At 32.1% G+C, this 21,682-nt stretch carries 21 protein-coding genes; 12 read left to right on the forward strand and 9 right to left on the reverse strand.

All coding sequences use genetic code 11. The features are described from left to right. The first annotated feature begins 177 nt into the window (after positions 1-177). The 8 genes from WAF17_RS12890 (at position 178) to WAF17_RS12925 (ending at position 11,144) form a co-directional block, all read left to right on the forward strand. Entirely contained in the window at positions 178-1,533 is a 1,356-nt protein-coding gene (locus WAF17_RS12890; RefSeq protein ID WP_338760065.1) for a hypothetical protein, read from the forward strand. A 177-nt stretch (positions 1,534-1,710) separates the two neighbouring features. Next, positions 1,711-2,118: a hypothetical protein gene (locus tag WAF17_RS12895; RefSeq protein ID WP_338760068.1), complete on the forward strand. Its 408-nt coding sequence runs from the start codon at positions 1,711-1,713 to the stop codon at positions 2,116-2,118. A gap of 81 nt (positions 2,119-2,199) precedes the next feature. Beyond that, positions 2,200-3,669 carry a hypothetical protein gene (locus tag WAF17_RS12900; protein WP_338760071.1) on the forward strand — a complete coding sequence of 490 codons (1,470 nt, stop codon included), beginning with the start codon at positions 2,200-2,202 and terminating at the stop codon, positions 3,667-3,669. Between the two features lie 140 nt (positions 3,670-3,809). After that, positions 3,810-7,634: a hypothetical protein gene (locus tag WAF17_RS12905; RefSeq protein ID WP_338760074.1), complete on the forward strand. Its 3,825-nt coding sequence runs from the start codon at positions 3,810-3,812 to the stop codon at positions 7,632-7,634. Positions 7,635-7,713: 79 nt separating this feature from the next. Beyond that, positions 7,714-9,426: a hypothetical protein gene (locus tag WAF17_RS12910; RefSeq protein ID WP_338760077.1), complete on the forward strand. Its 1,713-nt coding sequence runs from the start codon at positions 7,714-7,716 to the stop codon at positions 9,424-9,426. Positions 9,427-9,466: 40 nt separating this feature from the next. Beyond that, complete coding sequence (locus WAF17_RS12915) at positions 9,467-10,192, forward strand: hypothetical protein (RefSeq protein ID WP_338760080.1); 726 nt, start codon at positions 9,467-9,469, stop codon at positions 10,190-10,192. Then, positions 10,192-10,698 carry a hypothetical protein gene (locus WAF17_RS12920; protein ID WP_338760083.1) on the forward strand — a complete coding sequence of 169 codons (507 nt, stop codon included), beginning with the start codon at positions 10,192-10,194 and terminating at the stop codon, positions 10,696-10,698. The genes WAF17_RS12915 and WAF17_RS12920 overlap by 1 nt, the downstream gene beginning before the upstream one ends. Positions 10,699-10,703: 5 nt before the next feature. Continuing rightward, positions 10,704-11,144, forward strand: coding sequence for a hypothetical protein (locus WAF17_RS12925; protein WP_338760086.1), 441 nt, complete (start codon positions 10,704-10,706; stop codon positions 11,142-11,144). Here the strand turns inward: WAF17_RS12925 and coaE are convergent. The 4 genes from coaE to WAF17_RS12945 are packed head-to-tail and all read right to left on the reverse strand — an operon-like array spanning position 11,129 to position 14,841. Then, on the reverse strand, positions 11,129-11,764 hold the full coding sequence (coaE, locus tag WAF17_RS12930; protein ID WP_338760089.1) for a dephospho-CoA kinase: 636 nt from the start codon (positions 11,762-11,764) through the stop codon (positions 11,129-11,131). The genes WAF17_RS12925 and coaE overlap by 16 nt on opposite strands. A gap of 16 nt (positions 11,765-11,780) precedes the next feature. Continuing rightward, positions 11,781-12,407 carry a DUF4231 domain-containing protein gene (locus WAF17_RS12935; RefSeq protein WP_338760092.1) on the reverse strand — a complete coding sequence of 209 codons (627 nt, stop codon included), beginning with the start codon at positions 12,405-12,407 and terminating at the stop codon, positions 11,781-11,783. After that, a complete protein-coding gene (locus WAF17_RS12940; RefSeq protein WP_338760095.1) occupies positions 12,388-13,056 on the reverse strand; it encodes a DUF3124 domain-containing protein in 669 nt (222 codons plus the stop codon). The genes WAF17_RS12935 and WAF17_RS12940 overlap by 20 nt, the downstream gene beginning before the upstream one ends. A 54-nt stretch (positions 13,057-13,110) precedes the next feature. Further along, complete coding sequence (locus WAF17_RS12945; protein ID WP_338760098.1) at positions 13,111-14,841, reverse strand: cation:proton antiporter; 1,731 nt, start codon at positions 14,839-14,841, stop codon at positions 13,111-13,113. Positions 14,842-15,393: 552 nt separating this feature from the next. Here WAF17_RS12945 and rpmB point away from each other — a divergent pair. The 4 genes from rpmB (at position 15,394) to ftsY (ending at position 17,712) form a co-directional block, all read left to right on the forward strand. Then, the gene (gene rpmB / locus WAF17_RS12950; protein WP_338760101.1) at positions 15,394-15,660 is read left to right on the forward strand and encodes a 50S ribosomal protein L28; all 267 of its coding nucleotides are present in this window, start codon (positions 15,394-15,396) and stop codon (positions 15,658-15,660) included. 265 nt (positions 15,661-15,925) lie between these two features. After that, complete coding sequence (rpmG, locus tag WAF17_RS12955) at positions 15,926-16,108, forward strand: 50S ribosomal protein L33 (protein ID WP_338760108.1); 183 nt, start codon at positions 15,926-15,928, stop codon at positions 16,106-16,108. Positions 16,109-16,199: 91 nt separating this feature from the next. After that, a complete protein-coding gene (locus WAF17_RS12960; protein ID WP_338760111.1) occupies positions 16,200-16,358 on the forward strand; it encodes a DUF4295 domain-containing protein in 159 nt (52 codons plus the stop codon). Between the two features lie 394 nt (positions 16,359-16,752). Continuing rightward, positions 16,753-17,712: a signal recognition particle-docking protein FtsY gene (ftsY, locus tag WAF17_RS12965; RefSeq protein ID WP_338760114.1), complete on the forward strand. Its 960-nt coding sequence runs from the start codon at positions 16,753-16,755 to the stop codon at positions 17,710-17,712. Between the two features lie 182 nt (positions 17,713-17,894). On the opposite strand, the gene WAF17_RS12970 is transcribed toward ftsY, so the two are convergent. From WAF17_RS12970 to WAF17_RS12990, 5 genes are all read right to left on the reverse strand, one after another. Next, entirely contained in the window at positions 17,895-18,617 is a 723-nt protein-coding gene (locus WAF17_RS12970; protein WP_338760117.1) for an RNA pseudouridine synthase, read from the reverse strand. An 83-nt stretch (positions 18,618-18,700) separates the two neighbouring features. After that, entirely contained in the window at positions 18,701-19,840 is a 1,140-nt protein-coding gene (locus tag WAF17_RS12975; protein ID WP_338760120.1) for an ATP-binding protein, read from the reverse strand. A 6-nt stretch (positions 19,841-19,846) separates the two neighbouring features. After that, a complete protein-coding gene (locus WAF17_RS12980; RefSeq protein ID WP_338760122.1) occupies positions 19,847-20,545 on the reverse strand; it encodes a response regulator transcription factor in 699 nt (232 codons plus the stop codon). 176 nt (positions 20,546-20,721) lie between these two features. Beyond that, complete coding sequence (locus tag WAF17_RS12985) at positions 20,722-20,907, reverse strand: hypothetical protein (RefSeq protein WP_338760125.1); 186 nt, start codon at positions 20,905-20,907, stop codon at positions 20,722-20,724. Positions 20,908-21,133: 226 nt separating this feature from the next. Continuing rightward, positions 21,134-21,541 (reverse strand): helix-turn-helix transcriptional regulator, encoded by a 408-nt coding sequence (locus WAF17_RS12990; RefSeq protein ID WP_338760128.1) that lies wholly within the window; start codon positions 21,539-21,541, stop codon positions 21,134-21,136. Between the last annotated feature and the right edge of the window lie 141 nt (positions 21,542-21,682).

A 21,682-nucleotide genomic window follows, 5' to 3' on the forward strand; every position in this document is an offset into this window, starting at 1 on the left:
TTTTTTATTACTATTTTTTTAACTTCCTTAATTAAACTTTGGATTTCAAAGCTTAGTATCTTTTTGTTTTAAATAAATCAAACAAAACAAAAAATCCCTCCCTTCCACTTTCCTATCTTACAAAAAAATGACATATTGCATATGATTCTATTTCTAAACAAAAAATAAAGTAAATCTATGTCTAAAGTCAGTTTTGGTAAGTGGGTGATTGTGTTGAGTTTGTTTTTGTCTTCTTGTGGAAGTAGCGATGTAGATTATGATAATGTAAATGATGTAATAGATAATTGTATTTCTAGTGAGCCTGTAGAAAATGCTGATTTGATAGACCCTTGTACGGGTTGTAATAGAGATACGCTCAGAAACACGCCTAGCAAAAAAATAGATAATCTGAATGTATATTTAGAAATTTCTGGAAGTATGAAAGGCTATATGCCCAAACAGACAGGCAGAAGCACAGGGTTTCAGAAACAAATGGCAAGTCTTTTTTCGTGGTTTGTAACCAGTACAGAAGCAAAAGGTAAAAAATTCTATGGCATAAAAGACGACCAAACAACATTAGAATTTGAATCAAAAGATGATGTAGCTTCAAAAATATCAAGAGCAGAGTTTGAGTTTGGAAAAACAACAACATTACCAGACTTGGTAGAAAAAATTATCAGAAAAAACGGACAAGAAGATGTTAGTGTTATCGTTTCTGACTTTTTATATTCTCCTCCCAATGTTCTGAATTTGGAAGGAACACTCAATGTTAGACTAAGAGAAATGTTTTTGAAACGCCCAGAAATGGCTCTTTCTGTCTATGCTTTCAAGTCTGATTATTCTGGAAAATTCTATACCGTTACCAATAAAGTAATAAATAACTGTTGTAATGACAAGCGTCCGTATTATGTTTGGGTATTGGGAAAACAGCCTTTGGTATCAAAAATTGATAAACTCATTGCCGAAAAAATGACCTTTGAAGAAGAATTGCATATTGGTAAAAAATATGGCAATATAAAAGGAGAAATCTTGGCACATTCGGGTAGAGATGAGTTTTCGACGTGGCAACGAAAATCAGACTGTCCTAATATTATTACAGAAGCAAAAAATATTTCTAAAGAAGAAAAATTAATCTACACTATTAGTCTGGATTTGAGTAAGTTACCTAAACAACATCAAAACTTAGAGTATCTCAAATCAAACTTGCGTGTCAGTTCTTCCAACTCAAAAAGTAACATAACCAATATTTACACGTATAAAGATTTTGAAAGCAAACTAACAAAGGAAGATGTAGTGCTTGCCAAAAAATATACTCATTTTGTAGAAATAGAAACCTCTTCAGTAGATGTTCCAAACAAAACTACGTTGAATTTAGAACTTCAAAATAGCCTACCTATTTGGGTAGAAAACTGGAATACAGAATCTGATGAAACTGATGCCGAGCGCAACGGAAAAACGGTTCTTCTAAAAAGAGTTATTTCTGGCATTCAAGAAGCGCACGAAAATGAAACGTTGTTTTCATATCCTTATATTATTACTGCAAGTGCTTTATAAAGAATGCAAACCGTCAACGAGGCTAAAGCCGTCGTTGAGGTCTTAATAAAAATCCTCATTGATAGTTTCATCTGAACCTCAATGACGATTGGAAATTTTTTAAAGAAATTATATTCGTAATTTCTAATTTGTAATTAGCTACGCTGATTATTACATAATTCGTAATTTATTTTTTTTATGAGAGATTTTTTGATAGCTATTTATGAGAAGTTTTTGAGAAGTGTAGCTCAAATCCCTTCCAATACTGTAACCACTTGGCGAAACGATGTTTTTCCTCTTTCGCTTTGGCTTCTTTTGGCTCTTAGCATTCTGATGGCAATTCTATTTTACTTTTTCTATAATAGGTTGTACTCCTCTTATAATAGTTTTGGAAGTTGGTTCAGAACATTTTTACTCAATGGTTTTCTAACTGGGTTAGTTTCTTTTATTATTGCTTATTCAGCCTTTTCTAAAGCATTCAAACCTGTTCTGACGCTTTCACTTTGGTATGCTGTACTAAACCTGCTGTATGGTTTTGTATTGTTTTTTGTGCTTTCCCTTATTTTTAAATGGTTTTCTACCAATGGACGAAAAACACCTTTTTAAGATTTTCAAACTTATATCCAAACCTATAAGGTTTTCAAAAAACTTATAGATTTAATGTTAAAAACAAAAAACACAAAGAAAATGAGCAGCAAAAACAATCTTTTTATCTTCGGAATTGGTGGAACAGGAACACGAGTAGTCAAATCGTTGATAATGCTTCTTTCGGCAGGTGTAAAAATAAATGCTGAAAAAGTAGTTCCAATTCTGATAGACCCACACGAAACAAGCGATGAATACAGAAAAGTAAAAATGATGTTGGAGCAGTATGAAAAGATGTTTCAACATTCCAAAACTACCAATACATCATTCTTTTCTACTGAAATATTACCACTAGGAAAACTGCATAGCGAAACTGTAAACGATGCAGAAAAAATAGATAATTCTTTCGGACTTAGTTTTAGCAAATACGCCAAAAATACTTTTGAAGAATTTATAGGTTACAATAAGGACATGTCTAGTCAAGACCAAGCTCTTGTTTCGATGTTTTTTTCTGAAAAGGATAGAAAAAGTGAAATGGCTGTTGGTTTTAGAGGAAATCCAAGTATGGGAAGCGTCATTTTGAATAAATTAGAGGATTCGGAAGAGTTTAAATTTTTCAAAAGAGTTTTTAATACTGGTGACAAGATTTTTTTAGTCAGTTCTATTTTTGGAGGAACAGGCGCATCAGGCTTTCCATTGCTTCTCAAAAATCTACAAAGTGCAGGAGATAATATTCAGAAAGCTGTAAAAGGTGCTGTCAGTGTGATGCCTTATTTTAAGCTCAACGAAAATACAGATAGTTTTATAGATTCAAACTCTTTCATTACCAAAACAAAAGCTGCCTTATCATTTTATGAAAATCAGCTAAAGGGAATTGATGAACTCTACTACATTGCTGATAGTCAGTTAGCAATGCACAATAATGATGAAAAAACACAAGAAAATGCAGCACATTTGGTAGAGATGATGGCAGCTATGGGAATTATTGATTTTACTTCCCTATCAAAAGGTTATGATACAAAGGTTGCTTCTACACAAAGAGATGCTAGTTTTCATGAATGTTCAGTAGAACTAGACTCCAAAGAACTTTCCTTATATAATCTTGATGAAGATACACTCCGAACTGTTCATAAGCCAATTATAAAGTTTTTATTCTTGACCTATGTTTATAATAATTTGGGCAGAAATGCAGATTCACAACCTTGGTTTAAAGAAACGTTAGGAAGTGAATACGATGATGCTTTTAAGAAAGGAAATGGAGAATTTGAGCCATTAGTAAAGTTTTTGGTAGATTATAATTCGTGGCTTAGAGAATTGGGAGTAAAAGAACGAAAGTTTGTCCCTTTCAATGTAGATACAGATATGAACGAGTGGGTAGTCGACCATGGAAAGATTGTAAAGAAAAGTTTTGCTACCAAGCTGTTTAATACTCGTCTTTCTGATGATAGAATAAATGTAATTCTCAATGATGAGGTAAGAAATCTAAAGACTGACCAAAAAGGATTTGAAAAGATGTTGGAGTTAATGGACAGAGCGACAGATTCTATTTATACAAAATATTTTAAGATTTAATTTTCTCAACAATAACTTTGTCAGTAGTTTTTTGGTAATCCAACATAACTCTGACAATAGTTTGTAATTGAACTTGAACTATTGACAGCCTTCTGAAAGGACTGTCAAAGTTTTATCAAAAGAAATAAACTAATTCAATTATGGCTCAAAATAATAGTCGTCATCTACTTACATTACGAAAAGAAAGAAAAACAGATAAAAAAGGCTGGCACACTACCGAAGTCTATAATGCTTCACGCATAGAAGAAATAGACGACCCCAACGGTTCGAAGGTAGCTATTCCACCAAGTTCTATTCCTACGCCTTTTGCACAAATGCACCTCTACGATGTGGCTTTCAAAATGGTAAATCGTTTGGGACATGAAGGAAATACAATTTATCATCATTTAGTTTCTGAATGCCTTGATGCCATAGATTTGATTTACAACCTTAGAGAACATTTACAGGCTGACAAAAATGGACATTTTTCTCTTATAGAATGGAATATTGATGAGAGAACGACATCACTCAAAGAATCTTCAAACGAAGGACATCAGCTTTTAGGAAAAACGTTAGAGCTTTTTACTGGGCAGCTTTCGCCTTTCAGTAAAGACAATCAAGGAGAGCGAAAAACGTCTAGTTTTTATATTCTGACTTACGATTCTACGCCTATTATTTCAACTTCGCCTCTTACTTTTGCTTTTGTTTCAAAAACAGCAGAACACGAAAAAGAGCATTTTTTAGATTTAGTAAGTCCTATCAAAACGCTAGATGGTAGAGCGATGTTTACAGGCTTGAAATCTTTACATCAGCGTCCGATGGAGTTTCAAATGTATGTTCATCGTCTGTTTTATTTGCACAAAGGGTTACTAAACCAGATGGACAATGTACACGAATATTTGCGTGTTCAGAGAGAAAAATTCCATAATGCAAAAGGAGATGAAATAAAAGACATCTACGATGAAAACTCCAAAATGGGAGCTTTCGAAATGGATTATAAAGATGTTGTAATCAATGGAAAAACGCCACGCATAGAAAGAGTAGCTTGGAAGAGTTGTGCGCCAATTATCACAGATGGCGATTTGGATAGTAGTTATTTGATAAAGCCAAGTCTATCAAAAGAAAAGACTGCTCGTTTAGAAATTGGAGAAGGAAGCAATTCGAAAAAGGTTTTGCCTTTAGTTCTGCAAGAAGGTTTTGATAATCCTAACTTTATCTATTTCAAAGGCAAACCTTGGAACAACAAAACCAAAGTAGAATTTTCTCTACCAAAAAAGAACTGGGAAGACCGAAATTTGCCACAGATAGGTTACAATTATCCATATTTGGTAACGACAGATTTATTAGCCGAAGATTTGATCAGAATGCCGTATCTTATTAACCCAGATACTTTCGTTGTTCCTGAAAACCATATTCATGCACAAAGTGTAGATTTCCTTCTGCCTGTAACTGATTTGTATTTTAAGTTTTTTGATGAAGAAACACTCATTGAAAATCTAACGATTGAGGAAGTAGATTCTGACCAAGGAAATATAAAGGTAACATTGAAAGTTCCGATAAAAGGGAATGCAAATTATAATGCTGCTGCCTTTCTTACCTTTACTCGTTTCTATGATTATGGAAACCCAAGAAATCAGAACAATGGAAAAATAATCAACTTAGTAGATGATGGCAGAGATGAAACAATGGATGATATTCCATCGCCTTTTTCTATCAGTATTTACCCTTTTGTGCGTACTGGTGATGCAGAGTACGACACAATGTACAAGATAATGTTACTTTCTTCACAGCTTGATAACGTTGAAGAATATGATTTGGTGGCTTATAATGAAGAGAATGAAATTTCTACCAGCGATAGTGCGATTGAAAAAATAAGCAGGTTCGAACGAAAAGTAGAAGGTTCTCATCTGTCTGTTTATTCAGTTTCAGGAACTTGTTTTGATGCGTTAGAAATAATTACTCCCTACAAAGGAAAAACAGGAGAAAAAGCAAGAGGTTGGATTGTACCACGTTGGAAAAAACCACCACATAGAGGAACAAATCCAAAACCATTTACAGTAGCCGTAGATTTTGGAACAACAAATACATTTGTTGCCTTCACAGAAGATGATGCAGCCACAGCAGGAAAAATAAAAACCTATCCATTCTTCATTGGAGAGGAAGACATGCAAGCCGTTACGCTCAACAAGCCAACAGCAGATAAAAAACATGTAATGTTAGAAAGGTATAGTTTTGATGATAATGCGATTGGACTTGCCACTACATTTTTTCAAGACCGAATGTTTATGCCAAATTTGATTGGAAACCCTCCTGCACAGGAATCTATTTATCAAAATTGGAGAAACTCTTTTCCTATCCGTACAGCTCTTATTCATTCAAACGATGTAAAATTTGATGTACTTCTCAATGCTGCTATCGGATTTTTATATGAAAAAGACAACTTAGATATTGCAAGGCACGGACAAGAGGTAACAACTAACCTAAAATGGTCTGCTGATAACTCTAAGTTGGTAGAAGTTTTCATTGAGCAAATACTTCACATGATTCGGAATAAAGTAATTTTGAACGGTGGCGACTTGTCAAGAACTCGTTTGGTTTGGTTTAAGCCACTTAGTTTACCAAAAACACTGACAGACAAACTAACTAAAGTTTGGAACGAAAACAGCCGAAAAATATTAGGTAAAAACGTTACTGTTCGTTTAGTGAATGAATCAGAAGCTCCTTATTTTTATTATCGTGCAACTGGAAAAGTAGATAAAAGTAGTTCGGTCGTTTCAATAGATATTGGAGGTGGTTCTACTGATATTGCCCTTGTTTCAAATGGTGGCAAAAACAGGTTAGCTACTTCTGCATTTTTTGGAGCAAATACACTTTGGGAAGGAAGAGATAGCAAAGATTCAAATCAATCAACAGAAGGAGGCATTGTAGCTAAATATCGCCCTTGGTTTAAGGAGCGAATTTCTCTTACTAAAAAGGGAATTAGTCAAGCAGCAGGTTCACGTATCGAAATGATTTTTAATGAAATTATGGATAGTGGGCGTTTTGATTCTGGCGACAAATCTAGTTTTATGTTTTCAGCAGACCACATTGATTTTGCCGAAAAACTAAGCGAAGACAAAGACATGTTGCTCTTATTCTTACTTCATTATGCAGCTTGTGTTTATCACGCTGTGCAGCTTTTGGCTGTGAGTGGAATGCCTTATCCAAAAGATTTTTGTTTTAGTGGTACAGGCTCAAAATACTTGAATCTTTTAGACCATAGTGAAGATAAAAATGGTTTGCAGAAGTTTACCGAAATTTTTGCTCAAAAAACCTATGAGAAATATAAAGAACTAGGAATTAATGCCAAGCAACCATCAGAAAACAGCTTTGATGCAGCAGAGGAAGAAGAAAACGTCTTTGAAGGTTTTGGGGAGCTAGAAGGTGGTTTGCCAAGTCAAGATAGTCAAGAAACCTTTGAAGTGGGGGGAAGTATAAATCTTCACATGACCAAAGAGCCGAAAGAAGCAACCTGTTTTGGTGGTATTCATAGTTTTTCAGAAGACTATAAAGAATTAGGATTAGGACAAAATATCAATACGGTATTTTTGGGAGAAATTGATGCTAATTCAGAAGAACTCTTGCCACAAAGAAACCTAACCTATGAAGAACTCATCGATGAAAATGGTAAGCCGACCAAAGAAGGAAATCAACTTGCTGTAAGAATAAATAAAAACTTAGACCAGTTTTTAGAACTATTCTTAGATATGAACAAAAATCCTCAAACTCGTTTTGAAGATTTCAATATCGAAACAAATTTAGATGCGTTTGAAAAAGGTTTTAAAGCCATTAAAGCAAAAGAACTTGCCAAAGGAATGATATACGAACGTAGCAATGCTTCGGGTGGTTATACGCCTGTTCGTGAATCATTTTTCTTTTATCCTTTGCGAATAATTATTAGAGATTTGGCTCTTGCAATGGCAAAAAATAAAACTGTAAATATGTAAATCATAGATTGTAGGGGCGATACATGCATCGTCCCTACATCTGAAAAACTAACTTTGAAAACAGAAAACAAAAACTTCCATGAAATCCTTTTACATTTTTTTATCTCTAGTTTTTATATTCTTTTTTAGTAATCATTCTGCGTTTGCTCAAACTAAAGAATCAAACCAAAAAGTAGTTCATAAAGCTACTGATAAGATGAATTACGAGTTTGCATTGGCTATTTTGAAAAGAATCAATGAACTAGATAAAAATGTGAAATTTTCTAATCCAAAACTAACTGACACAACGTTTACAAATGTAAAACAGCTCAAACCAAGAGTACAAGCAGAATCTTTAGATAGAATTTTTAGCAAAGAGCAGTTGAGTGATAATGTTGCAGGTTATATTTATGACATAAACTTTGTAAAGCAGAGTGATAAATATTATCCTACAGAAGATTTAGTTTCTAGCTTAAAATCATTGGATAAGATTGAGAAGAAAGTTTTACAACGAGTAAAAGATTTTGGAGAGCAACAAAACAAATTCAAACTAACCTCAAAACAGTACAATAATTTAAAACTAAGACTTACTAAAATCAAAAAATCGGCTGTCAGTCAGTTAGAACCGAAAGAGGATAAAAAGCTAGATGGTCAAAATAATATAGATTCCACAAATCAAATTATAAAAGACAGCGTAGATACACACAGTCGTGTGTCTGATGAAAAAAGAGATTCTACAAAAATTATTTTTTATAAAATTAATCAAGAAGAAGAAAAACAACTGATAGGAAAGAGTGAAACAGCAGAGGGAGAAAAACAAACCTATAAGTTTGGTTTAGATATAAAAAATACAGATTCTATTCAAGTTCGTGTACAAGGTAATTCTACATTAGATACTATATTTTTGGCTGCAAATATAAATAACTCTCTTACTTTGGAAGGACAAAATAATATTTATATGATTGATTTGAACGTAGCAACAACACAAGAAGATGATTATATCATGTGGATTATATTTTTAGCCATTGCTGCTTTTGTTATTGTCTTTGTTTGGTACAAACAAGGACAAAAAAAACAGTCTGAAAATCCGAAAGAAATTAAACAAGAGGTTATAAAAAAAGACCCTTTGAGTAGGAATGATGTAGTAGCTAAAACAGTTATTCCAACAGAAAAAAATACTGAAGATAAAGAACGAAAAACAGTAGTTGCTCAGAATCAAACTCAGAATCAAATTGAAGAAGAGAAAAAGCGATTGACAGCTATTCTGAACAATTCAAAACTTTCTGATGAGCAAAAACTCAAAGAAGCTAAAAGTGAAAATGTAATTATAGAAGTAGCTAATAATGCAGAAGTAAAAGGATTGATGCAAAAAATAGAAGAACTTTCAACTAAACCAAAGACAACAAATACAGAAAAGGAAGTAGTCAAAGAACAAAAAATTATTCAAGAAACTCCAACTCCATCCAAAAACATAAAGAATTATCATGAACCTTTATATGTTTCTCTGTCAGATATAAAAGACGAGGGCATACAATCACAGCGTAAAAAAGGAATGAGTAATACCATTTTTGTCATTCGTCCGTATAGTAAAAGAGATGCAGAAGCCAAAGAAGCTGATTTTCTTTTGCATTCTGATATAAAAGATATGGCTTTTGAATCTATTTTTCGTTCTATCGAAAAGCTAGACCATCTTATTGAGCATTCTACATTTACTGAAAGTGCTAAGAAGATAGTACAAGAAGAAAAAGGAAAACTCATCAAGGAAAATGACGTATGGAAAATTAAGCAACGTTTGAAAGTAAAATTTTCATAAATTTAAAATTCCTCAACTACGGCTGAAAAAAATATAAATAATGACAGAACAGGAAATAGCAAAGTATAAAGAACAGTTACGCCTTCGCAAATTAGGCGTAGCAATATATGAGTTACAAACTATTTTAGGACAAAAAATAAGTGCTACTGAAAAAACACAACAAGCAAAAAAATATTATCAAAAAATTGATAATGCAATAAAAAATGAGGAAGTAATTTTAGACTTGATGCACAAAATTACTGGAGAAAAAATAAATGTAGAGGAGTATAAAACGCCTGTAAAAACACAGCCTATTCCCATAAGAAAAAATCAAGCAATTTTAGATGAGCTTTTACAAAGTGAGGAGACCAAACAACCACCTAAACCACAAACTCAAAACCCTCCTATCACAGAAATTCCACAACCAATAGCATCAAACTCTTTTCCAATAACGACATATCTTTCCATAAGAGATATTCACAAAGAGGATGATGAGACCTTTTTTAAAAAGGGTAGGAATAAAGCTGTCAGTAATAGTATTTTTGTGATTCATCAAACTTCAAATACAGAAGCTACTTTCGAAACTTGTAAGGAGATAAAAACCAATTTTTTCAATTCATTTTATCGCTCTCTGTCTGGTTTTGTTTTTGCCTTTGAAGTAGTAGGTTCACCTTCTTTTGAAGATGATAAAGTAGAGACATTAGAAAAAGGAAAGCTAACTAAAAAAAATGATTACTGGAAAGTAACTCAAAAAGCCAAAATACAATTTAAGAAAGAGGAAGAATAATGTTTGATAGACCAGAAGAAAAAAAACCACGAAATACAGGAAGAGTAAATAATAATGCAGAAAATACAAGCTCTTCGAAAACAAACATAAATTATCTTTATATATTCATTGGTATTTTTGTAGTAGTTGGAATTATTGGTGGTGGAATTTTCCTATATAGTTTAGGTAAAAAATCAAATTTACCTTCTGTTACAGAAAATACAGTTCCAATTACAGAAATCACAGCTACAAGAACAGAAGAAATTCCATTTCAAGAACTTACAGGAAAATACACAGGAAGTATCAATAATCAGCCTATTACAGTAACCATATTTTCAGAAGGAGAAAAAAAGCGTTATTCTTATTCAAAAAATAGTCGTCTTTCCTATATGCTTTTTCATTTCCCTGCAACTAATGATATAAATTTTCATAGACCCAAAGAAGGTTTGGCAGAGTTTAGAGCTTTCAAAGAAGGGAATACGATTATTTTACGCTCTCTAAAAGTTGAATTACGAAAAATAAACTAACTCAAATGCCTATAATAAGAAGTAAATACCAATCTGAAACAACAACTATTGAAGAATTTTATGCGAATGAAGATGTAGGAATGGCTCTTGTAAGGTTAGGAAAAGAGATGCTCAAGTTAATAGAGTTTATTAATAAAAACTTTACTGAAACAGAGTTATTTGTTTTTACATCACATTATAGAATGTGTATTCAAGATAAAGATTCTGAGCGATTAGAAGAATTTGTTACTATTAATGCTTCTCCATTTCTAGAGAATTATCATTTCCACTACAAGTTACCTATTGAAAAAAGTCCTTGGAAAGATGCTTGGATTACTGGCAAAGCAGAAAGTGTAGAAGAAGGTCTAATCTTTCTAATAAAATCAATGATTGGTACAGAGAAATGGAAAAGTAATAAGGAACTGAAAAGTTTAGCTAAGAAGTATAATATCTATGATAAGGATTGAAATTTTTCATGAAGCTCTAAAACCTGCTTAATCAAAGAATGAGAAGCGTCATTATAAATCACAAAGTCGGCACGTCTTAGCTTTTCTTCTTCTGGCATTTGCTTAGAAATAATAGCTTTTACTTGTTCTTCGCTTCGGTGCGAATCTCTTTTTAACACTCTTTTTATACGCTCTTCCAAAGGCGCATGAACTACAATAATAGCATCTAAAACTTTATAGGAATCAGATTCAAACATTAGAGCTGCTTCTTTCAATAAGTACGGGCTTTTGGCTGCATTTTCATTGTACCAATGTTGATAATCTCTTCCTACGGCTGGGTGTACAATAGAATTGAGAATTTCTATTTTTTCGTTATTCTCTTGATTAGAAAAAACAGTTTTGACTAAGTAATCTCTATTAATCTCATTTTCACTTAAATAAACTTCATCTCCAAAGGCTTTTTTGAGTTCTTTTTTCAGAATATCATCTGTTATCATTACCATCTTTGCACGAGTGTCAGCATCATAAACAGCTATTCCTAGCGTTTCGAAGATTTTACAAACCGTACTTTTTCCTGTTCCTATTCCACCAGTTATTCCTAACTGAAGAATTTTATTTTTTTTAGTTATTTGTTTTTTCATTTTTATAAAACTTATTTTATGATATTGGAGGTGGATTCTTTTTTAGAATATCGTCTGTTGGATTATCATCTTCATCATCTTGATTTTGTACACCTTGTAAGAAACGGTTTATATCAGAAGCAACAGTTCCCTCTATTCGTTCTACAAAAAGCCTTTTCATTGCCATTTCATTAAGACCTTGATAGGGAGGAATTTTGAAATCATAATAATACTGTTCTTTTTTTAGATTTTCAGCGATATTTCTATAATTATACCAATTACTCATCGGTTGTTGTAGTTTGTCAAGTGCAGCCACCACAGCAATAACTCCTGAAATAATAGCACTCATTAGTCCACTATATTCTTTTATAGCTGGAACATATCCACCAACAGCAACAATAATTGGAATCAAAGCACCCAAAAAAATGACGATTCGCTGATACCACATAAAAAGATTCTTATTAATAACAGCTTTTTTATCATACCAAATTACTTGTTCCATATAACGCTTCATAAAATAATCTACATAATCATTATGCGTCGTAATTTGATGATAATTATACTTTTGTCCATACATTTCTATCTTAGTGTCATAAGGATTATGAGTATAGTTTTGTGATGAACCTGTTGAGTTTTTTTGTTTTTTATTTGTTTTGTCTTCCATATTCTTTCAAAGTTTTTGAAGTAGCCGTGAACGAAAGTCCCCAGTTTGATTCTGTACTAATCATGATAGTTTCTACCATAGGGGCAACAATTGGTTTGCTACTTCTCCATTCTAAAATGAAATTTGCTCCTACTCCTCCTCTATCATCATAAAGCGCAATAACGTGGTTTTTAGTTTCCAAACTATTTACTTTTATAGGTAATTCAGAAGCTTTTATTTCCTTCAAAATATTTCCTTCTGTATCATAATATTCCAGACGAGTAATATAAAATTCGCCATCAAGATTTACGTTTCTGATGCTGAGTGTTGAAGAAAGTCGCTCTGTACGGTGGTGTCCAATACTATAAATTTCTGAATAAACAGGAACATACAAAAGCTGCCCAAAACCTAAAGAATCTTTTAGTTCTTGTGAAGGGAATGTATTCGAACTAAGCGCATTTTTGTCTTTTATACTGGTTAGTTTTATCAAACTTTTTGAGTTTAATTCTTTGATATAGTTTACATCTTCATCAGTATAAGTGGTTTCCGAACTAGATTGAGAAATAAATTCTTTTGAACCATGCTCACATGAAGAGAGCAAAAATAGATTAATAAAACCTATACAGAGTATAAAAAGGGTTGATAAAAATGAAGATTTTTTTTTGAGCATATTTTTATGAAATAAAGTAGTTTGAAATTCAATTAATTACTTATCACTATTTCCTTATTCATCAATTAATTCTTCTCTAATTTTGGAAATTAAAGAATAAACTTCACGTTGAGGTAAATAATAATACTGTAAGGCTTGTGTAAAAAGTTCTAAATTAGTTTCTAATTCATCAGTTACGACTATATCAGCACCTGCTTTTTCGATGGTTGCAATATCTTTTGCACGTTTGTTTCTTACCAACACGCCAACCTCTGAATTGAGGTATTTTATTTTATGAGTAAGCACTTTTGTAATTTCTAAATCTGTCAGAGTAATGACGACTATACGAGCTTTGTCAAAGTGAACTTGATGCTGAACTTCTTCATTCATTGCATCACCAAATAAGATGTTTTTTCTATACAAGCTATCTTTTTTTACTTTTTTAGGGTCAGTTTCGATAATTATGAATGGAATATTTGATAATCGTGCAGCTTTAGCAATTGTTTTTCCATTATAGCCAAAACCTATAATTACGATATGGTCTTCTAAGTTTTTGTCCTTAAATTCGTGCAAAAATTCTGGAAGTTTTACTCTCTTAGTTGCCCAGTTACTTATCACTTTTGGTTTCGGTAGTTTATAAATCAAGAAGTGAGCTATTTTTTTAGAGTTAAGAATAAGCATAGGTGCTATTGCCATAGACAAAACAGAAGTGGAAAGGAAATATTGATAAAGCTCAATAGGCATCAAACCAATTTCAGTTCCTGATTTTGCAAGGATAAAAGCAAACTCTCCAATCTGACAAATAGAAATACCTACCATAATAGCTGTTTTTGCAGTTATTTTCAGTGCCTTCACTGCCCAAAAAGCCAAAAATGCTTGAATTGCCATACTCATAATAGTAAGTAGAAGAATTTCGCCAAGGTTGTACCACAAAAAATTTATGTCCATCAACATTCCAATAGAAATGAAGAAAATACTGGTAAAGATTTCTTTAAATGGCAAAATATAACTCGTTGCATCGTGAGAATAATCAGATTCTGACATTACTAACCCTGCCAAAAAAGCTCCTAAAGCAAGAGAGAGACCAGCTAAAGAAGTGAGATAAGCCACAGAAAAACAAATTACAACAATAGTAGAGATGAAAAGCTCTTTACTTTTAGTCATGACAACTAAATTGAGAAATGGCTTCAGGACAAATTTTGAAATCAATACCAAGAATGCTAATACAGCAGCCGTTTTTACAATCATCAGGAATATCTCTTGTACAACATTGTCAGCCAAACCAGCCAAAATAGGCATCATGAGCATCATAGGAACGACAGCAATATCTTGAAAAATTAGAATGGCGAGAATAATCTGTCCATGTGGACTTCCCATTTCGCCACGAGTTTGGAGTAGTTTTAATACAATAGCCGTACTGCTAAGTGTCGAAAGAAAACCATAGAAAATAGCAATAGGCAGGTAATCAATCGTTCCGAAATAGGTAATGAAGGCAAAAACAGTTGTTGTTAGGATAAGTTGGAGAGAACCAGCTATAAAAACAGCTTTTCTAATTCTTATTAGATTAGGAAGCGAAAACTCCATTCCAATCGTAAAAAGAAGTAAAACTACACCAATTTCTGCCAAAATATCAATATGTTCTTGGCTTGTAACTAATTTCAGAACATAAGGACCTGCTAGTACGCCAGTAAGCAAAAAGCCTACAATACTTGGCAAACTCACTCGGTGTAAAAGTAATATTACAGGAATAGCAAGAGCCAAGATGATAACTACATCACTAAGAATAGAGGGAATAGATAGAAGCATTGCATAGAAATTAGGGTAAGATTAGGATATTATTAAGAGGCTGATACAGAAAAATAATTACTTCTAAAGATAATAAATTATGAGAAAGTAAAAAATTAGCAATTAGAAATTGATTTGGTCATATCAATAATATTTTTTATTCATAAAAATTGCAATTTCAAAAAAAAGAGTTTATATTTGCAGTTCTATTCAAAAGAGTAAAAACAAGATAAGATATTGAAAATGAGCCTTCTCAGCACATTAAATTTACAAACTTGTTGTTTTATGATACGTTTGTAAATGAGTATTTTAAGCAACTTTTAGGTACTCACTAGGCAAAATACAGTTTTAAGATACGATGCAACTTCTAAAAATTGTTTTTTCTAGTTTTAAATTTGCATTCATTTTTAATCGTATATAATTAGTTTATAATACGTATTTTATCTCATAACATCTTTTTTAGAGTTTTACGAAATTAAAAATACAACTCGTATTTCATTTATATTTACAACTTAGAAAAACAAAAACTCATTATTATAATTTATTTTTGTTTTACTATAAATTTTATTCATTATGGCACGAGTGTGTGACATCACTGGCAAAAGAACGCAAACAGGAAACAATGTTTCTCATGCGAATAACAAAACAAAACGTTGTTTTTATCCAAACTTGCAGAAAAAACGTTTTTATATTGCTGAAGAAGATCGTTTCGTTACTTTGAAAGTTTCGACTTCTGCAATCCGTACTATCAGTAAAAACGGAATCCTTCCTACAATGCGTAAAGCAGTAGCGAAAGGACACTTGCACAAAAGTTTTTTAAAACCTGCTCAAGAAGCATAGAGGATAATTACGAATTAAAAATTACGAATTACGAATTTAATACATTGAACATCAATGATTTATTATTCGAAACAAGTATGTTATTTAATTTAAACTCCTAAACTAGTTTTAAGACTTGAGTTTGATTTGCTTATTAAACTGAATAAATTATGTTTATAATTGTTTTTTGAGCATCTTAATCAAAATATAACTTTACATCTCTACTTTTGAAACTTTACTTGATATATATCATAAAATAAGATTCAAAAGTTAATTTATTATTATCATGGCTAAGAAAGGCAACCGAGTACAAGTGATTTTGGAATGTATGGAACACAAAACATCTGGCGTTCCAGGTACTTCTCGTTATATCACTACAAAAAATCGTAAAAATGTAACAGAGCGTTTGGAATTGAAAAAATACAATCCAATCCTTAAAAAACATACGATGCACAGAGAGATTAAGTAATTTTTTATTATCTTATCTTTCATTCAAATTAGATTTTAATCATATTAGATAGTCAAGCTATTTAGTATTCACTCATTTAAGTTTAACTATTATGGCTAAGAAAGTAGTAGCAACCCTCAAAAAAGAAGGTGGTCAGAAATGGGCAAAAGTAATCCGTACAATACGTTCGGAAAAAACTGGAGCTTATACATTTAAGGAAGAAATTGTTCCAGAACAAATGGTACAAGAAGTAATGAATCGCAAAAGCTAAATTTTATATAATAAATAGCCTTTCAGTTTATTAATACTTCAATAGTCCTTAAAAATGGTATTTATTAAAGCAAAAGACTAAAAGTCCCACGACAGTAATGTTTTTAGGGACTTTTTTTCATTCATATTATCTTGTATTTCATTAGGAACAATTACGAATGTAATGCTCTGATAGTCAGTAATTTGTTATTTTGAAATGAGTATGTTATTTAATTTCAATTTCTTATATAAATTACTAGTTAGTCATTTATAAAAAAATACTAAGTCAAGAATACTGAAAAACTGAATACAAATCTGTATTTTTGTATTTCTGATATCGAATCCTAGAAGCTTTCAAAGTCTCTCAGGGTTTATGTTTCATAACTTATCTTCTCCACCCATTTTCGAACAACAGTATGTCTATTTTCAAGAAATTTTTTACTAAAGAACAAAAACAAACGCTAGACAAAGGTCTTGAAAAATCAAAAACTAATTTTTTTGATAAAATTGGAAAAGCTATTGCAGGAAAGTCAAAAGTCGATGACGATATTTTAGACGAACTTGAGAATATCTTAGTTGCCTCTGATGTAGGTGTTGATACAACAGTTAAAATCATTAATCGTATCGAAAAACGTGTTGCAGAAGATAAATATACTACCACTTCAGAGCTTGATAGAATATTAAGAGAAGAAATAGCTGCTCTTTTGGCTGAAAATAACTCTTCTGATGTAGAAAATTATGACCTTCCAAGCACTGTAAAGCCATATGTTCTGTTAGTAGTGGGAGTGAATGGTGTAGGAAAAACGACAACTATTGGAAAACTAGCTGCCAAATATAAGGCTTCCGGTAAAAAAGTATTATTAGGAGCTGCCGATACATTTCGTGCTGCTGCCGTCGACCAACTTATCGAATGGGGGCGTAGAGTAGATGTTCCTGTGATTTCAAAAGGAATGAATGTTCACCCTGCAACTGTCGCTTATGAAACTGTAGAAGAAGGAATTAGACAAGGTGCAGATATTGTAATTATAGATACAGCAGGACGTTTGCAAACAAAAGTAAACCTAATGAACGAGCTAACAAAAGTTCATAAAGTAATCAAAAAGCATATTCCTGATGCTCCACACGAAGTAATGTTAGTATTAGATGGAAGTACAGGACAAAATGCGTTTATGCAAGCAAAGGAATTTACAAAAGCAACTGAGGTTAGTTCTTTAGCCATCACAAAATTAGACGGAACAGCAAAAGGAGGCGTAGTAATTGGAATTTCTGACCAATTCAAAATTCCTGTAAAATATATTGGTGTAGGAGAAAAAGTAGAAGACCTTCAAATTTTTAATAAAAAAGAATTTGTAGAATCGTTTTTTACAAGAGGATAATCTTTTTCAGGAACAATTACGAATTAAAAATTACGGATTACGAGTTTAAATGCTTAAAAATCAATTAGTTGAAAAAATAAAAGTATCAATTTATTTAATTTCTATTCCTCATAAAAAAACACTAGACTTTAAAAGTTTAGTGTTTTTTTTCGTTTTGAAATAACAGAAGCTTCTGATTAAATCTACATATCAAATTTTCCCAGTTGTCGTAATAAAGCTCTCAAATCTTTTGGATATTCAGTTACTGCTTTGATAGTCTCTCCATTCATTCCTTTAAAAGAAAGTTCTTTTGCGTGAAGAGCTACACGTTGCATGAGAGGTAATTCTTCTTCCCACTTTTTGAGGTTAAATTTTTTCTTCTTTATTTCTGATAAAAATAAATCCTTTCCTCCATATGCTTTATCAGCTACTAGAGGCGCACCTTTAGTTTGTGCGTGAACACGAATTTGATGTAAACGCCCAGTAATTGGACGGCACTCCAAAAGTGTATAATGACGAAAAGCCTCTAAAGTAGTAAAAAAGGTAAGTGAGTGTTTGCCCTGTCTGTAATTAACAGCCGAAAGTCCATTTTTCATTTTGTGTAAAGGAACTTCAACAGCCTCCTCTTGAAAGTCATGAACACCCACAGCAACAGCATGATATACTTTTTCAACTTGACGTTCTTGAAACTGAATAGAAAGATGACGATAGGCTTCAAAATGTTTTGCTATCGCAACAGCTCCACTTGTTTCTTTGTCCAAACGATGTCCTAGTTTTGCTTCTGGAAGCTCTGCTCTGACAATCTGTAAAAGATTCATCGCATTGCCCAAGCGTTCATCTAAAGAAGACAAAAAAGGAGGTTTATCAACAATTAAATAATCGTCGTTTTCAAAAATAACAAGGTCAGAAAGTTTATAGCGTTTCATAAAATACTCTACAGAATAAAGAAAATCAAAAAATAAAGACTACAAAATTACGAATTTCTTAGGAATAAATATTTATTTTTCAATTATTCCTCCTCTTCTACTACTTCAGTACGTTGTAATTTAAAAGTAAACTGTGTTCCTTCTCCGACCTTACTTTTGACGCTAATTTTAGAATTATGTTTTTCAATAATATGTTTTACAATAGCAAGTCCTAAACCTGTTCCTCCTTCTTGTTTCGAACGACTTTTTTCTATTCTATAAAAACGTTCAAAAATACGTACTAGGTGTTCTGGTTCAATTCCATTTCCATCGTCTTTGATAGATATTTTGAGGTTTTTTGTTGTTTGAGTAAGTGTAACTTTTACTGTTCCACCTTCTTTTCCATATTTAATAGCATTAATAATCAAATTTATCAAAACCTGTCTAATACGATTATAATCAGCATATACATAAATACCTTCTTCGTACTGACTAACTAGTTTTAGTGTAACTCCACGTCTTTCTGCTTTATTTTCAAGCTGTTCGAAGACTTCCAAAACTTGCTCTTGCATATCATATTCTTCTTGGCGCATCGTAATATCCCCTGATTCTATTTGAGAAAGTGTCAGTAAATCCTCTACTAAAGCAGCTAATGCCTTCAAACTTCGTGCAGCCTTTGCTAAAAATGAATCACGCACATTTACATCATCTACTGCACCATCAATAAGTGTAAGAATAAATCCTTGTGCTGAGAAAATAGGCGTTTTGAGTTCGTGCGAAACATCTGCAATAAATTCTCTTCGAAATACTTCCATTCTACGAAGCTCATCTATTTCTTTTTGTTTTTGTCCTGCATACGCCGTAATTTCTTGATTTACTCTTCTTATAGGATTTGCAGAGGGAAGAAGGTCGGAAGAAGGAGGAACAAATTTGAAATCTTTTTTCTTTATTTTAGATAACTTGCTATAAACATTATTTATTTCTTTGAAAATAAGAAATTCAAAAGCAATATAAATTAAAATAAAAGAAGATGAAAAACAGACTAAAAAACAGACAGATAAAGCCACCGAATTAACACTAGGAGTCAATGACAAAAAAGCACTCGTTACACTACTTACTAATAGAGAGAGTATAATAGCCACAGCTCTTGAGCTTACTAACGAACGCTTGAGAGCATTCATAAGCTTATCAAAAATACCTTTCCCTTTTTTTGTGTCCAAATCAGAATTACTTTTTATGAGCATTTATTTCTACATTTCATCAGGCAACATAAATTTATACCCAACTCCCTTTACAGTCTTGATATAACTATCCCCAATTTTTTCTCTGATTCTACGAATATGAACATCAACCGTACGAGCCAAAACATATACATCTTGTCCCCAAATATTCTTCAATAAATCTTCACGGTTATATACTTTATTTGGGCTTTGAGCCAAAAAGTAAATCAACTCGAATTCTTTTTTAGGAAGAGCAATATGTTCACCATCTTTTTGTAAAGTATAACTTGTTTTATCGATATACAAATCCGAAATTTCGATAACTTCATGCGTTTGTGTTTGCTGCTTCTTAAACTCTCTACGGAAAAGGGCATTGATACGGCTCATGAGCGCACGAGGCTTGATGGGCTTGTTCAGATAATCATCTGCACCAACATCGAAAGCTGCAACCTCTGAATATTCTTCGGCACGAGCTGTCAAGAAAATAACGTATGAGTCTTTCATATCAGACATTTCCCGAAGCTGACGACACGTTTCGACACCATCCATTTTGGGCATCATAATATCTAAAAGAATAAGTTCAGGCTTAAAAAACTCTGCTTTTTTTATCGCTTCTTCGCCATTAGAAGCAATTTCTACTTCATATCCTTCACGTTCCAAATTGTATTTGAGCAAATCCAAAATATCAGGTTCATCATCTACGACAAGTACACGGTTGTTATTCTGCATTAGAATGAGTAGTTTTTTTGATTGAATTGATAGAAGTAAAAATAGAATCAGATAAATTTTATACAAAAATATACAAAAATTCCTCTATTCTTTTAGTTTTGCAAAAATAAAACTTATCAAGCAGTTTCTCATTAAGAATGATATAAACTTATTATGAATTTTTGAAAAATCTGTTTTTAGTAGATTAACTCAATATCAAAAAGTATGGACATAAAAAAAACCGTTTTAGAAATTAATCTAAAACGGGTTCTGTCAAGTAAATGACTTAGTAGCGAGAACAGGAGAACAACAGAAACGCCCAAAAGTGCATACAAAGGAATTTGAGGATGTTTTTTTGTTGTATAAAGATTTGGCACGTCCATAAAATAGGCTTTTTTGAGGTGTATTTGGCAATTATTTGGCACAAAAAAGAGTAAAACATAGTCTAAAATATAGGATTTTGTTTAGAATATGTAATACAGAAAACAGAGAATAAACACTTTTTTTTAGAGCTGCATAAATAAAGAAAAATTATGTTGCATTATTTGAGTATTTAACCGTTTTTTGGTTTTTTGCTGTAAGGCTAAAAGTTTTACCTATAATGATAATTTATTCCTTTATCTGTTTTTCTAAACTTCTGACTTTGTCTTGTAAAAGTGAGATTATCATTTCCTTATCTTCAATGATACTTTCTAACTTTTTTACGTACTTGTTTTTTTCCTTCAATTCATTTTCTATTACTTCCTTTTCTCTTTCGTGTTGCTCCGAAATATCTTGATACATTTCTGTAACTTCATCTTTACTATCTGTTATTAAATCATTGTAAGGCACTTTTAGTATTGTAGCTATTTCTTTTACTCTATCAATAGTAAGTTTAGTTTCGCCTCGTTCTATGCGTCCATAGGCATTTTGACTCATTCCCAAAAGTTCAGCTATTTCAGTTTGTGATAGCTTTTTTTCCTTTCGTAAATAAGCAATTTTTAAATGTGTTTCTAACGGAGTAGGTATAAATCTCATAGCTTTTTTTACAAAAATAAGGTATCTATACTAAAACAAAAAACCAAAAATTAAACTTATATGCTTAAAAAGTGTCTTTATGATTAAACTAAATTTGGTTATTATGCGTAAAAAGGTGTATATTTGAATCAGCAAATAAAA

It is taken from the genome of Bernardetia sp. ABR2-2B, assembly GCF_037126435.1.
Lineage (GTDB): Bacteria > Bacteroidota > Bacteroidia > Cytophagales > Bernardetiaceae > Bernardetia.